This window comes from Alloalcanivorax profundimaris (assembly GCF_015265435.1).
Classification (GTDB): Bacteria; Pseudomonadota; Gammaproteobacteria; order Pseudomonadales; family Alcanivoracaceae; genus Alloalcanivorax; species Alloalcanivorax profundimaris.
In genome coordinates, this window is record NZ_JABJWH010000016.1 from 1 (window position 1) to 12,944 (window position 12,944).

Genomic DNA, 12,944 nt, shown 5'->3' on the forward strand with positions numbered 1-12,944 from the left:
TTCGGGGCTCCTGGAGGGCTGCGTAGTCTCACACCTCCAGTCTTCCGGGTACGCCCCGAATGAACAACCTACTGAAAGGTCACATCTAGGCCGGCGCGCCGCCGATCCAGGTTTGCAGGGGGCGGGTCTCCAGATCCCGGGCCTCGCCGGCCAGCAGCTCCTCGAACCAGTCCTCGGCGGCCACGCCGGCGTCCGGCGCCGGCAACACCACGAAGTCCGCCCGCTTACCCGGCGTCAGATCACCGGCCCGGTCGCCACGCCCCAGGCACTCGGCACCGGCCAGGGTGGCGCGATAGAGCGCTTCCTGGGGCGTGACGGTTTCTCCGGCCTGGCGATGCTGGGCCAGGAACCGCTGCATCACGTGCAGCATGCTGTGGCTGGGCCCGGCGCCCACGTCCGAGGCCAGCGCATAGCGGGTGCCGTGGCGGCGCACCGCCGCCAGATCCATGCGCCCGCTGCCCAGGGCCTCGTTGCTGGATGGGCAGTGGGCGATCCAGGCGCGGCGCCGGGCCAGGGTGTCGTGTTCCCGCTCCGACAGATGGATGCAGTGGCCCAGCACCGAGCGCGGCCCCAGCAGGCCGGCGCGGTCGTACACGTCGGTGTAGTCCTCGGCTTCCGGGAAGGCGGCGCGGATCTCGCGGATCTCGTTCACGGACTCCGACAGATGGGTCTGCACGAAGGCGTTTTCGCGGCGGGCCAGATCGCCCAGATCGCGCATCAGCCCGGCGCTGCAGTTGAGCGCGAAGCGCGGCGTGATGGCGTAGCGCTCGGTGCCCAGCTCGGCGAGCAGCGGCGCCACCTGATCCACGTTGTCCGGGCTGGCCCGGCGCAGCGGCTCCGGCGCCGCCTTCTCCATGATGGCGTTGCCCAGCAGCCAGTCGCCACGGGCCGCCTCGCAGGCCAGCCGCAGGGCGCTCAGGTGCGGGCTGGAATAGGCCATGCCCAGGGTGGTGCCGGCGCGCACCGTGTCGGTGAAGAAGGCGCGGGCATGGCGGCGGGCGAAGTCGTCCGCCTCGAAGCCGGCTTCCTCGGGCCAGATGTGCTCGCGCAGCCACTCCATCAGGTCGCTCTGGAAGCGCCCGCGCACATGGTGCTGCACCCAGTGGATGTGCACGTCCACGAAGCCGGGCACCAGCACGCCGTCCAGATCCAGCACCCGGCTCGCCGGATGCTCGCGGAAACGCGCCAGCGGGCCGGCGTCGACGATGCGCGCGCCCTCCAGCAGCAGGCCGCCCTCCCGGTGGAAGGTCCAGCGGTTGGCGTCCACCGGGTTGAGCAGGCCGGCGCGGATCAGCAGAGTGTCGCCCATGGTGGTCTCGTCTCGATAAATGTATACACGTTTTAAACCAGTCCTTCCCCGCCCGGCAAGCCCGGATCGGTAGGCGCCGAACTGGTGTGAGAGCCCATATTTTGCGCCATCCGGGTGCGTTGGCCGTTTCCGAAGGCGGACGACAGGCGGTGCCCGCGTCCCGCCGCCGATTCCATTCAGGGGCGTGGCACGGGCCTTGCCTGTATACAGTTTCGGCCCCGGGCCCGGGCATAAGACACCGCTGGAGATACCCCATGCAAGAACCGATGCGCGTCTGCGTGATCTGCGATTCCCGTTACGGCACCACCCTGGAACTGGCCCGCGCCGTGGCGCGCGGCGCCGAGCAGGAAGGCGCCGAGGTGCGCCTGCGCCGGGTGACCATCGAGGAACCGGAATACAGCGTCGACCCGGAACGCGCCGACTTTCAGGCCACCCTGGCGGAATACCGGGCCCTGCCCCGGGCCGGCGAGGCGGATCTGGAGTGGGCGCGGGGCATCGTCTGGGGCTCGCCCACCCGCTACGGGCTGATGAGCACGCCGCTGCGCGCCTTTATCGACGAGGTGGCGCCGCTGTGGCGGCGTGGCGCGCTGATCGGCAAGGTGGGGGCCGCCTTTACCTCCACCGGGGGCATGCATTCGGGCAACGAGATCACCCTGATCAATCTGCTGTTGCCGTTTTTCCAGCACGGCATGGTGCTGGCCGGGGTGCCGCACAGCGTGCCGGAGCTGGTGCGCACGGTGAAGGGCGGCTCGCCCTATGGGGCGTCGGCGGTAACCGGCTTCGACGGCACCCGGGGGGTGGACGAGAACGAGCTGGCCATTGCCCGGGCGTTGGGGGCGCGGGTGGCGCGTCTGGCCGGGCAGATCCGGCCCGAGCCCGCCTCCGTGGAGTTGGCCGCCTACGAAAATTAAAAGCGGAAACCAAGTTGGTGCATTCGGGGCGGGCATGAAGGTTGCTTGTATACGAAAAGAACCAATGCAACCGGAGCAACAAGCATGCGCGTGATATCCACTCTTCGAACCTACGGGCGCCTGGGCGCCACTTTGATGGCGGTGGCGCTGGGCGTGAGCGCCGGCGCCGCCCGGGCCGCCGATGAGGTGACCATCGGCACCAGCTGGTACGCCCAGGCCGAGCACGGCGGCTTCTATCAAGCCAAGGCCACCGGCATCTACGAGAAGTACGACCTGGACGTGAACATCAAGATGGGCGGTCCCCAGGTGAACGGGCTGCAGCTGCTGGTGGCCGGGCAGTACGACTTCACCATGGGGTATCCGCTGCGCAACATCAAAGCGGTGAGCGAAGGGCTGCCGGTGGTGAGCGTGGCGGCCTGTTTCCAGAAAGACCCGCAGGGGCTGATCGCCCATCCGCACGTGGAGTCCCTGGAGGACGTGGGGGATCGCACCGTGCTGATTTCCACTTCCGCCCGTTCCACGTACTGGCCCTGGCTGCAGTCCGAGTACGGTTTCACGGACGCCCAGGCCAAGCCCTACACCTTCAGCCTGGGGCCGTTCCTGGCGGACAAGGAGCTGGTGCAGCAGGCCTATGTGAGCTCCGAGCCGTTCGCCGCCGAGAAGGGCGGGGTGACGCCGAATTTCTTCCTGTTCGCGGATAACGGCTACCCGCCGTACGCCGCCACCCTGGAGACCCGCCGCGAGCTGGTGGAGGACAACCCGGACCTGGTGCGCCGTTTCGTGCAGGCGACCATGGAAGGTTGGCGGAGCTACCTGGAGAACCCGGCGCCGGGCAACGAGCTGATCCAGCAGGACAATCCGGAGATGACCGACGCGCAGCTGGCGTTCGGGCTCAAGAAGCTCAAGGAATACGGCATCGTCGCCGGTGGCGACGCCCAGGAGCAGGGCCTCGGCTACATGAACGACGCCCGTTGGGAGAAGACTTTCCAGTTCATGGTGGACGCGGACCTGGTGTCCGAGGACGTGGACTACAAACAGGCCTACACCCTGGAATTCCTGCCCGAGGAACCGGTGCTGCCCTGATGGCCGGCGTTGTTGTGCACAACAGGGGCTCGCGCGCACCGACTTGGCGCGTGCGGGCCGCCGCCGGAATCCGGCCCGGGGCGCCTAAGGTCCCGGAATGCAAGGGAACCGGCCATACCCACAAAGGTGGCACGGCCTTTGCGTCGCTCCCGGCATCAGAACTGGATACCAAGCTGTATACATAATGGAGCTGGCACCATGAAGAAGGCACGAGAAAGTCGTTTCGAGGGCATCGGGAAGGGGGTTCGACGGACCGTGGCCGGGCTCGTCCTGGGGGCGGGCCTGCTGGGCACCGGCGTCGCCGGCGCCGAGGAACTCACCGAACTGACGTTCGGCACCAACTGGTTCGCCCAGGCCGAGCACGGCGGGTTCTATCAGGCCAAGGCCACCGGCATCTACGAGAAGTACGGCCTGGATGTGTCCATCGAGATGGGCGGCCCGCAGGTCAACAATGTTCAGCTGCTGCTGGCCGGCAAGCAGGACGTGACCATGGGTTACCCGATCCGCAACATCAAATCCCTGGTCCAGGATCTGCCGGTGGTGACCATCGCCGCGCCGTTCCAGAGCGACCCGCAGGCGCTGCTGGCGCACCCGCACGTGAAGTCCCTGGAGGAGATCAAGGGCAATCCGGTGTATGTGTTCTCCGGCGCCAAGCAGACTTTCTGGCCGTGGCTGGAAGCCAACTACGGCTTCACCGACGACATGATCCGCCCCTACACCTTCAGCGTGCAGCCGTTCCTGGCGGACGATTCCGTGGTGCAGCAGGGCTATGTCACCTCCGAGCCCTACGCCATGGAAAAAGGCGGCGTGACGCCGTCGATCTTCCTGTTCGCCGAATACGGTTACCCGCCCTACGCCCAGACCCTGGAAACCACCCGGGACATGGTGGCGGAGCAACCGGAGGTGCTGCGCAAGTTCGTCCAGGCTTCCATGGAAGGCTGGAAAAGCTATTTCGAGAATCCGGCGCCGGGCAATGAACTGATCAAGCAGGACAACCCGGAGATGACCGATGAGCAGATCGCCTTCGGCATCGACAAGATGAAGGAGTACGGCCTGGTCAGCGGCGGCGACGCCCAGGAAAAAGGCCTCGGCGTGATGACCGACGAACGCTGGAAGGCCACCTTCGACTTCATGGCCAAGGCCGGCATGGTCCCCGAGGACCTGGATTACAAACAGGCCTACACCCTGGAATTCCTGCCCGAGGAGCCGGTGCTGCCATGAGCGTTACCCGCGTCCCGGTGATCGATTTCGCGCCCTTCTTGAAGGGGGGCGAGAGTGAGCGAGCCAAGGTGGTGGCGGCGGTTGACCGCGCCGCCCGTGACGTGGGCTTTATGTGTCTGGTGGGGCACGGCCTTCCGGAGGCTCGGTTGACCACGCTGTTCCAGGCCCAGCGTGACTTTTTCGCGCTGCCGGACGCGGTCAAGGCGGAAGCCGCCTTCGCCTACGACGATACCGATGCCAACACCGGTTATGTGGCGGTGGGCAAGGAGCGTCTGGACGTCAAGCGCGCGCCGGACTTGAAAGAGAGCTTTCAGATTCGCGAGCCCGGTCTGTACGGCCACGTTAATCGCTGGCCATCCGGGCAGGCGGCGTTCCGGGCCACGGTGGAGGACTTTTTTACCGCGGTGTCGGATCTGTCCATGCAGGTGTTGGAAGCGTTCGAGCTGGGGCTGGGCACCGAGCCCGGCTACTTTCGCGACCGCCATCGCACCCACAGCCAGATTCTGCGGTTGCTCCATTATCCGCCGCTGCCGCCGGCGTTCGAGGCCGAGCGTGGCCAGGCGCGGGCCGGCGGACACACCGACTATGGCAGCGTGACGCTGCTGTTCCAGGATGACATTGGTGGCCTGGAAGTGCGCGACGGTGCCGGTAAGTGGGTACCCGTGGACCCGGTGCCGGGCGGCGTGGTGATCAACACCGGCGACATCATGGCCCGCTGGACCAACGATGTGTACCGCTCCACCTTGCACCGCGTGCGTCTGCCCGAACACGCCGGTGGCGGCCGGGCCCGCTATTCGGTGGCCTTTTTCAACGACCCGGACAACGACGCGGAAATCCGCGTGCTTGATCAGTGCGTGGGCGACGACAACGCCCGTCGCTACCCGCCGATTCTCACCGGCGACTACCTGGTGAGCCGGCGCGCCGCTTCTTATTGATGTCCGGCGCGGGTCCGAATGGCGGAGGCCCGCGCCGCGTTCAACCTTCCGCCAACAGTGAGGAAAAGCCGGCCTTAAAGAGCGCGAACAGGCTCTCGGCGGGGGCTGCCTCGTCCATAGGAGATGAGCCATGCTAGTAACCCAACAACCCGTCCTGCGCCGTTTCTGGTATCCCGTGATTCCGATGGCGCAACTCGATGACGGCCCGAAACCGTTCCGTCTGCTCAATCAGGATCTGGTGCTGTGGCTGGATAGCCAGGGCAAACCGCAAGCCGCCGAAGACCGCTGTGCTCACCGCAGCGCCAAACTGTCCCTGGGCTGGGTGGAGGGCGACAATATCGTCTGCCCCTACCACGGCTGGAACTACGACGGCACCGGCGCCTGCAAGAAAATTCCGCAGACCCCGGATCGGCCGGCGGGCCGCGCCAAGGTGCCCGCCTTTAACGCCGACGAGCGCTACGGCTACGTCTGGGTGTGCCTGGGCGAACCGCTCACCGGCATCCCCGAGATGCCGGAGGCCCAGGAGCCCGGCTACCGGATGTTCCACCAATTCCATGAAGTGTGGCGCACCGCCGGCCTGCGTTTGATGGAGAACTCCTTCGACAACGCCCACTTCAGCTTCGTGCACCGGGAAAGCTTCGGCCAGTTCGACAAGCCGATCCCCGCCGACCTGAACATCAAGGAAGGCGAGTACGGTTTCCACTTCGAAACCAAGGCGCCGGTGAACAACCCGGAATCCCAGAAAAAGCTGCTGCGGATGGACAGCGACACCACCGTGCGGCACATGACCAGCAACTGGTACATGCCGTTCGGCCGCCGCCTGAACATCCGCTATCCGAACGGCCTGGTGCACTCCATCGTTACCTACGCCACGCCGATCGACGACGAGCACTCCATGATCTGCCAGTGGGCGTTCCGCAGCGACAGCGAGCAGGAGGCGCCCCAGGCGGACATCATCGCCTTCGATCGCCAGGTCACCGAGGAGGACAAGCGGGTGCTGGAAAGCACCGACTACGACGTGCCCCTGGACACCGCCAGCGGCGAGGAGAAGCACATGCCCTCGGATCAGCCGGGCATGGTGATGCGCAAGATGATGATCGCCTTGCTGGAGCGCTTCGGCGAAAAAGAGGCGCGCAGCGACCATGCGCGCATTCCGGTGAAGCAGGAGAAGGCTTCGTGAGCGACCTGCTGATCCAGGGCGCGGACGCGGTGATGACCGGCCGGGCCGGCGACGCCGCCCGCGCCGGCGCCGTGGACATTCGCGTGCGTGACGGCGTGATCAAGGAAATGGCCGCCGGGTTGACCCCGGCGGCCGGCGAGGAGGTGCTGGACGCGCGCGGCTGCGTGGTTTATCCGGGCTGGGTGAACACCCACCATCACCTGTTCCAGAGTGTGCTCAAGGCGGTGCCGGAAGGCATCAACGAACCGCTGTTCGGCTGGCTGGGGGCGGTGCCCTATCCGCGCCTGACCCGCATTCGCGACCGCCATCTGGGAGTGGCGGCGGAGGTGGGGCTGGCGGAGCTGCTGTTGTCCGGCACCACCACCTGCGCCGATCACCATTACATCTACTACGGCGGTCTCGACAGCGAGATGGGCGACGTGCTGTTCGAGGTGGCGGAGCGGCTGGGGCTGCGCTTCACCCTGTGCCGGGGCGGCGCCACCGAAAAAAGGCCGCCACCCCGGTTACCCCAATGACCTGGAATCGGAAACCCTGGACGCCTACGTGGCGGACGTGGAGCGGCTCGCCGCCCGTTACCACCAGCCCGGCCCACGGGCCATGCGCCAGGTGGTGATGGCGCCCACCACGCCCACCTTCTCGGTGAACCCGGAAACCCTGCGCGAGCTGGCCCGGGCCGGCCGTGGCCTGGGCCTGCGGCTGCACAGCCACCTTTCCGAGACCTTCAATTACGTGGAGTACTGCCGCGACGTGCACGGCATGACGCCGGTGGAATTCTGCGGCGAGCACGAATGGCTGGGCGAGGACGTCTGGTTCGCGCACATGGTGCACGTGGCGGATTCGGAGCTGCCGATCCTGGCGGAAACCGGCACCGGCATCGCCCACTGCCCGCAGAGCAACTGCCGGCTGGGCAGCGGCATCGCCCGGGTGCCGGAAATGGCCGCCCGGGGCATCCCGGTTTCCCTGGCCGTGGACGGCGCCGCCTCCAACGAAGCCGCCGACATGATCCAGGAAGCGCACACCACCTGGATGATCCACCGTGCCCTGGGCGGCGCGGACGCGGTCACCGTGGAGGACGTGATCCATTGGGGCACGTCCGGCGGCGCCCGCGTGCTCGGCCTCGACCAGGTCGGCGAGCTGGCCCCGGGCCGCGCCGCCGATCTGGTCCTCTACGACCTGGATCAGCCGCGCTACTTCGGCATGCACGACCCGGCCATCGCGCCGGTGGCCGGCGGCGGCAGCGCCTCGGTGCGCCACCTGCTGGTGGACGGCCAGGTGCGGGTTCGCGACGGCGCCATCCCCGGCCTGGATCTGGCCGGCCTGCGCCAGCGCGCCGCCGACGTGGTGGCGGAACTGAACTGAGGGGCGCGGGGCGCCCCGGGAGACGCAATCATGGATACAGCCAGACAGGCCGAGGCCGCCAGCATTCCGGTGATCGACTTCGGCCCCTTTCTGCACGGCGGTGCCGAGGACCGTCAGGCGGTGGCGCGGGCCATGCGCCAGGCCAGCGCCGACTGGGGCTTTTTCTATCTCTCCAATCACGGCGTGCCGGCGGATTTGCTGCGCCGCTCGTTCCAGGCGTCCCAGGATTTCTTCGCCCTGCCCGAAGCGGAAAAGCAAAGCGTGGCCTGGCAGACCGCCAGCAGTAACCGGGGCTATGTGGCGGTACGCCGCGAGCGCCTGGACGCCAGCAAACCCGGTGATCTCAAGGAGGCCTTCAACGCCGGGCCGGAAACCGGCCCGGACGACCTGCCCGAGGAAGAGCGGCCCTACCGGCTGAACCGCTGGCCGGCCGGGCACCCGGCGTTCCGCGCCACGGTGATGGAACTCATGGACGGCTGCGTGGCGGCTTCCAACCGGGTGTTGTCGGCGTTCGCCCTGGCCCTGGATTTGCCGGACGGCTTCTTCGTCGACAGCCATGACCAGCTTCACCACACCCTGCGGCTGCTGCATTACCCGCCGCTGCCGGAAGGGTTCCAGCCCCAGGGCGGCGAACGGCGCGCCGGCGCCCACACCGACTACGGCAGCATTACCTTGTTGTTCCAGGACGGCATCGGTGGCCTGGAAGTGCGCACCCGGGACGGCGAGTGGATCACCGCGCCGCCGATCCCGGACACCGTGGTGGTCAACACCGGGGACCTGATGCAGCGCTGGACCAACCATGTGTTCTGCTCCACGCCGCACCGGGTGTCGCCGTTCACCGCCGCCGGCTCGCCGGATCGCTATTCCATCGCGTTTTTCTGCCACCCGAATCCGGACGCGGAGATCCGCTGCATTGAAAGTTGCGCGGACGCGGATAACCCGCCCCGTTATCCGCCGATTCTGGCCGGCGATCATCTGATGGAAAAACTGAATGCCACTTACTGAGCCGCCTCCGGCGGCGGTGAAGGCGGCGGCCACGCCGGCGGTGGGGCTGGGCTGGATCGCGGTGATGATCGCCGTGGCCGGGCTCAACCTGCGCCCGCTGCTTACCTCCCTGGGCGTCAGCCTGGAAGCGGTGCGCCTGGACCTGGGGCTGAGCAGCGCCGGCGCCGGCCTGCTCGCCGCCGTGCCCACCTTCTGCATGGGCGCGGTGGCCCTGGTGGGCGGCTGGCTGATCGGCCGGCTGGGCATTGGCGTGGGCATGCGCGTGGCGCTGTGGCTGGTGGCCATGGGCTGCGCCCTTCGCTGGGCCGGCCTGCAGCCGGCGGTGATGTTCGCCGCCACCCTGCTGGGCGGGCTGGGCGTGGCCTGCGGCCAGGTGCTGATCCCGGTGGTGGTGAAGCAATATTTTCCCGGCCGCGCCGCCTTGATGATGGGCATTTTCACCACCGCCATGAACCTGGGCGCGGCGGTAGGGGCGGCGGCCACGCCGGCGTTGATGAACGGCGCCGGCGGTGACTGGCGCCCGGCGCTGGGCGTCTGGGCCCTGCCGGCGCTGGTGGCCGCCTTGCTGTGGCCGGCGCGGCTGGAGCGGGCCCGTGGCGACGCCGCCCGCGCCTTGCCCTGGCGGGACCCGCTGGCCTGGCGCATGGCGCTGTTCCTGGGCACCGGTTCGGTGGCCTACATGTCGTTGCTGGCGTGGCTGGTGCCCTTCTATGTGGCCCAGGGCCACAGCCAGGCCCAGGGCGCGGCCCTGCTCACCGTGTTCACCGGCGCGCAGATCGCCGGGGCGCTGCTGGTGCCGCCGCTGGCTCAGTTCAAGCGTGACCGCCGCCCGGCGCTGGCGATCACCCTGGCCCTGCTGATGGTGGGGGTGGCCGGCTTCTGGTGGTCGCCGGAGCCCGGCGGCGTGCTGTGGGCGGTGATCGCCGGGATCGGGCTGGGCGGCTCCTTCCCGCTGGCGCTGACCCTGCCGCTGGATTACGCCGCCACGCCCACGGAGGCGGGGCGGCTGTCGGCGCTGGTGCAGGGGCTGGCCATGTTGATGGGCGCGCTGGGGCCCCTGGTCTTCGGCGTGCTGCGCGATGGCTACGGCTTCCCCGCGGCCATGCTGTTTTTGCTGTTGTCGGTGGTGGCGTCGTTCCTGATCGGTCTGACCTTCCGGCCGCCGCCCGCTAATGAGGAGAACCCCCGATGAACGTCATGGAGCACCCCGTCTTTCGTCGTTTCTGGTACCCGGTGATGCCGCTGTCCCACCTGGAGGCGGGCCCGCGCCGGTTCGTCCTGCTCGGTGAACCGCTGGTGCTGTTCCTGGACGCGGACGGCGTTCCGGCCGCCCTGGAGGATCGCTGTTGCCACCGCAGTGCCCAACTGTCCCTGGGCGATGTTTGCCAGGGCCGGGTGGCCTGCCCCTACCACGGCTGGCAATACGACCGCACCGGCCAGTGCGTGCATGTGCCGCAGATGCCGGACCGGGATCCGGGCCCCAAGCGGCGGGTGCGCGCCTTTCATTGCGACACCCGCTATGGCTACGCCTGGGTGGCTCTGGAGGATCCGATCTACCAGATTCCCGCCATTCCGGAGGCCGGCGAACCGGACTTCGAGTTGATCCAGGAGTTCTACGAGGAGTGGAAGGTGGGCGGCCTGCGGGTGATGGAGAACGAGCTGGACATGGCTCACCCCAGCTATGTGCACCTGGGCACCTTCGGCAGCCCGGAGCATCTGGTGGCCCGGGACGCCCACATCGAGGAATTCGACGGTGGCTTTCACTACACCGGCCGGCTTGGCGTCACCCAGGCCCACCATGCCCAGGAGGACGCCAACGAACGGTTCCTGGATTGTTCCTGGTTCGCGCCCTTCGTGTGCCGGCTGCGCATCAACTACGCCGATGGCGGGCCGGCCCACGTGATCGTCAATTGCCAGGTGCCCATCGACCACGGTCGCTCCCAGGTGGTGCAGTTCTGCCTGCAGCAGGATGATGGCGGCGGCTTTGACCGCGAGGCGCTGCTGGCCTTCGATCGCAAGGTGACCCTGGAGGATAAGCACGTGCTGGAGAGCACCGACCCGGATATGCCGTTGGACCCGCGTGGTGAAAAACACATGGAGTCCGATAAGCCGGGGCTGGTGATCCGGCGCATGATGGAGCGGCTGATCGAGGAGCATGAGTCGGCGGCGTCGGTCTGAGTCCTGGCTCGGGCCTTATCCTGGCGTGGGTTCTCCATCTGGCCCACACCGAGACGCTTCGAGGTGGCGTCATGTTCGGCTTCGCTATTTTGTATACAAAAATACGTCTGAAAGGTTGAATTTTCACCGCTTTCTTTCCGTTCGCCGGGCCCGGCGGGTGCTCATGGCCCCGTCTCGCCCGGCTTTTTTCTGTCCCCGTTCTTGTATTTTCCCCGCGCCCCCATAGGGCGGAATTTCCCGATTCGCCCCAAAAGCGGGCAGTAAATACCCGGTCCGCTGACCGCCTTCCCTCCGTTTGACGTCCTGTTCACCCGTCCGCCGTGCTTTTCAGGCCGCCGCCGAGCGGCTGGCACGCATCTTGAAGGTAGAGGCTTACCGTGTATGCAAGGCTGGTTTTCGCCAGTCCGGTGCACAGGACAGCGGCATGCCGCGGCCCGAGCCGCCATGCCCCAGGAGTCGCCGCCGCGGGACGTGGCGGCGTCGGATGCAAGAGGGTTTCGCCGCCGGGCGGGAAGACGGCGGGAATCCGGGGGACACCGGCCATACCGGTGGATCGAGGACGCCTTCGGCGCGGTTCGGACTTGGTTTTCGACGCCCGAGCGCCTCCCCACTTTTTAGAGAGGAAAGCACGTGAAGCTTAACAGTAAGGTTGCTAAGAGTTTGGGGGCCGCCACCTTGATGGGCGCGAGCGGCATGGCCAGCGCGGATGTGGAAGTGGACTTTTACGGTTTGCTGGATCTGTTCGCCGGCAGCCGGGAAAGCGCCGTGGCCGCGGACGATTCCAAGGTGCTGGACGCCGGCGGCATGACCACGTCCTACGTGGGCTTCAATGCCACCGCGGACATCAACGAAAGCACCCTGGCGTTCGCCAAGGCGGAAATGTTCCTGCGCCCGGACACCGGCGACGACGGCCGCTACAACGGCGACGAGTTCTTCGCCCGCGCCGCCCAGGTGGGTGTCCAGGGTGATCTGGGTACCTTCGCCGCCGGCCGGGTTAGCGCGCCCATGTTCCTGCCGGTGATCTTTTCCAACCCGTTCGGCGGTTCCTTCGTGTTCTCGCCGGCGATCCTGCACTCCTACCAGGGCGGCAACTACGGCGCCACCGTCGGTGATTCCGGCTGGAGCAACGGCCTGACCTACACCTCCCCGAGCATGAGCGGCCTGACCGCCACCGTGACCTATGCCTTCGGCGAGGAAGAGGGCGAGGACTCCGAGAACAAGTTCGGCGGCAACCTGGTGTACCGCAACGGTGGCCTGATGCTCACCGCCGCGGCCCATTCCGTGAAGCAGGGCGCCCTGAACAGCGGCGACAGCCCGGGCTTTGGTGAGAGCGGTGGCCTGGCCGCCATCGGCGGCGGTGCCTTCTCCATCACCGACCAGGACGCCTACCTGGTGGGCGCCAGCTACGACTTCGAGGTGATCAAGGTGTACGGCATGTTCCACAGCCTGAATACCGATACCACCACCGGCGACGTGGACGTGGACACCTATCAGGGCGGCGTGGATATCCCGGTGGGCCCGGGCTCGGTACTGGCTTCCTACGCCAACTCCGATTTCGAGGGTGACATCGACACCGAGCGCAAGACCTGGACCGTCGGCTACGACTGGATCGTCAACGAGCAGTTCGACGTGTACGCCAACTACATGAACGACGACGTCGACGACCTCGGCGACGGCGACACCTACGGCGTGGGTGCGCGCTTCAAGTTCTAACCGTTCGCGCTGCCTTGGGGCGGCGGCGTCCCTCTGCGTCGCCGCCCCGG

The 12,944-nt window shown here is 67.4% G+C and carries 12 protein-coding genes; 11 read left to right on the top strand and 1 reads right to left on the bottom strand.

Going from position 1 to position 12,944, the window contains the following annotated elements; genetic code table 11:
- Nucleotides 1-85: 85 nt before the first annotated feature.
- Nucleotides 86-1,309, bottom strand: coding sequence for an amidohydrolase family protein (locus HMJ39_RS09590; protein WP_194297146.1), 1,224 nt, complete (start codon nucleotides 1,307-1,309; stop codon nucleotides 86-88).
- Between the two features lie 254 nt (nucleotides 1,310-1,563).
- Here HMJ39_RS09590 and wrbA point away from each other — a divergent pair, with 254 nt between their 5' ends.
- The 11 genes from wrbA (at nucleotide 1,564) to HMJ39_RS09640 (ending at nucleotide 12,894) form a co-directional block, all read left to right on the top strand.
- Nucleotides 1,564-2,220: an NAD(P)H:quinone oxidoreductase gene (gene wrbA / locus HMJ39_RS09595; protein ID WP_194297147.1), complete on the top strand. Its 657-nt coding sequence runs from the start codon at nucleotides 1,564-1,566 to the stop codon at nucleotides 2,218-2,220.
- Between the two features lie 84 nt (nucleotides 2,221-2,304).
- The gene (locus HMJ39_RS09600; RefSeq protein ID WP_194297148.1) at nucleotides 2,305-3,303 is read left to right on the top strand and encodes an ABC transporter substrate-binding protein; all 999 of its coding nucleotides are present in this window, start codon (nucleotides 2,305-2,307) and stop codon (nucleotides 3,301-3,303) included.
- Between the two features lie 198 nt (nucleotides 3,304-3,501).
- Nucleotides 3,502-4,524: an ABC transporter substrate-binding protein gene (locus HMJ39_RS09605; protein ID WP_161384205.1), complete on the top strand. Its 1,023-nt coding sequence runs from the start codon at nucleotides 3,502-3,504 to the stop codon at nucleotides 4,522-4,524.
- The gene (locus HMJ39_RS09610) at nucleotides 4,521-5,459 is read left to right on the top strand and encodes an isopenicillin N synthase family dioxygenase (protein ID WP_194297149.1); all 939 of its coding nucleotides are present in this window, start codon (nucleotides 4,521-4,523) and stop codon (nucleotides 5,457-5,459) included. Before HMJ39_RS09605 ends, HMJ39_RS09610 begins: the two co-directional genes overlap by 4 nt.
- Nucleotides 5,460-5,589: 130 nt before the next feature.
- Nucleotides 5,590-6,639, top strand: a complete 1,050-nt coding sequence (locus tag HMJ39_RS09615) for an aromatic ring-hydroxylating dioxygenase subunit alpha (RefSeq protein WP_194297150.1) — start codon at nucleotides 5,590-5,592, stop codon at nucleotides 6,637-6,639.
- A complete protein-coding gene (locus tag HMJ39_RS19050) occupies nucleotides 6,636-7,154 on the top strand; it encodes an amidohydrolase family protein (protein WP_323370879.1) in 519 nt (172 codons plus the stop codon). Before HMJ39_RS09615 ends, HMJ39_RS19050 begins: the two co-directional genes overlap by 4 nt.
- 28 nt (nucleotides 7,155-7,182) lie before the next feature.
- Nucleotides 7,183-7,998, top strand: a complete 816-nt coding sequence (locus tag HMJ39_RS09620; RefSeq protein WP_323370880.1) for an amidohydrolase family protein — start codon at nucleotides 7,183-7,185, stop codon at nucleotides 7,996-7,998.
- A 30-nt stretch (nucleotides 7,999-8,028) separates the two neighbouring features.
- On the top strand, nucleotides 8,029-9,003 hold the full coding sequence (locus tag HMJ39_RS09625) for an isopenicillin N synthase family dioxygenase (protein ID WP_194297151.1): 975 nt from the start codon (nucleotides 8,029-8,031) through the stop codon (nucleotides 9,001-9,003).
- Entirely contained in the window at nucleotides 8,990-10,195 is a 1,206-nt protein-coding gene (locus tag HMJ39_RS09630) for an MFS transporter (protein WP_194297152.1), read from the top strand. The genes HMJ39_RS09625 and HMJ39_RS09630 overlap by 14 nt, the downstream gene beginning before the upstream one ends.
- Nucleotides 10,192-11,181 carry an aromatic ring-hydroxylating oxygenase subunit alpha gene (locus HMJ39_RS09635; RefSeq protein WP_194297153.1) on the top strand — a complete coding sequence of 330 codons (990 nt, stop codon included), beginning with the start codon at nucleotides 10,192-10,194 and terminating at the stop codon, nucleotides 11,179-11,181. Before HMJ39_RS09630 ends, HMJ39_RS09635 begins: the two co-directional genes overlap by 4 nt.
- Nucleotides 11,182-11,859: 678 nt before the next feature.
- A complete protein-coding gene (locus tag HMJ39_RS09640) occupies nucleotides 11,860-12,894 on the top strand; it encodes a porin (RefSeq protein ID WP_228462273.1) in 1,035 nt (344 codons plus the stop codon).
- Nucleotides 12,895-12,944: the final 50 nt, after the last annotated feature.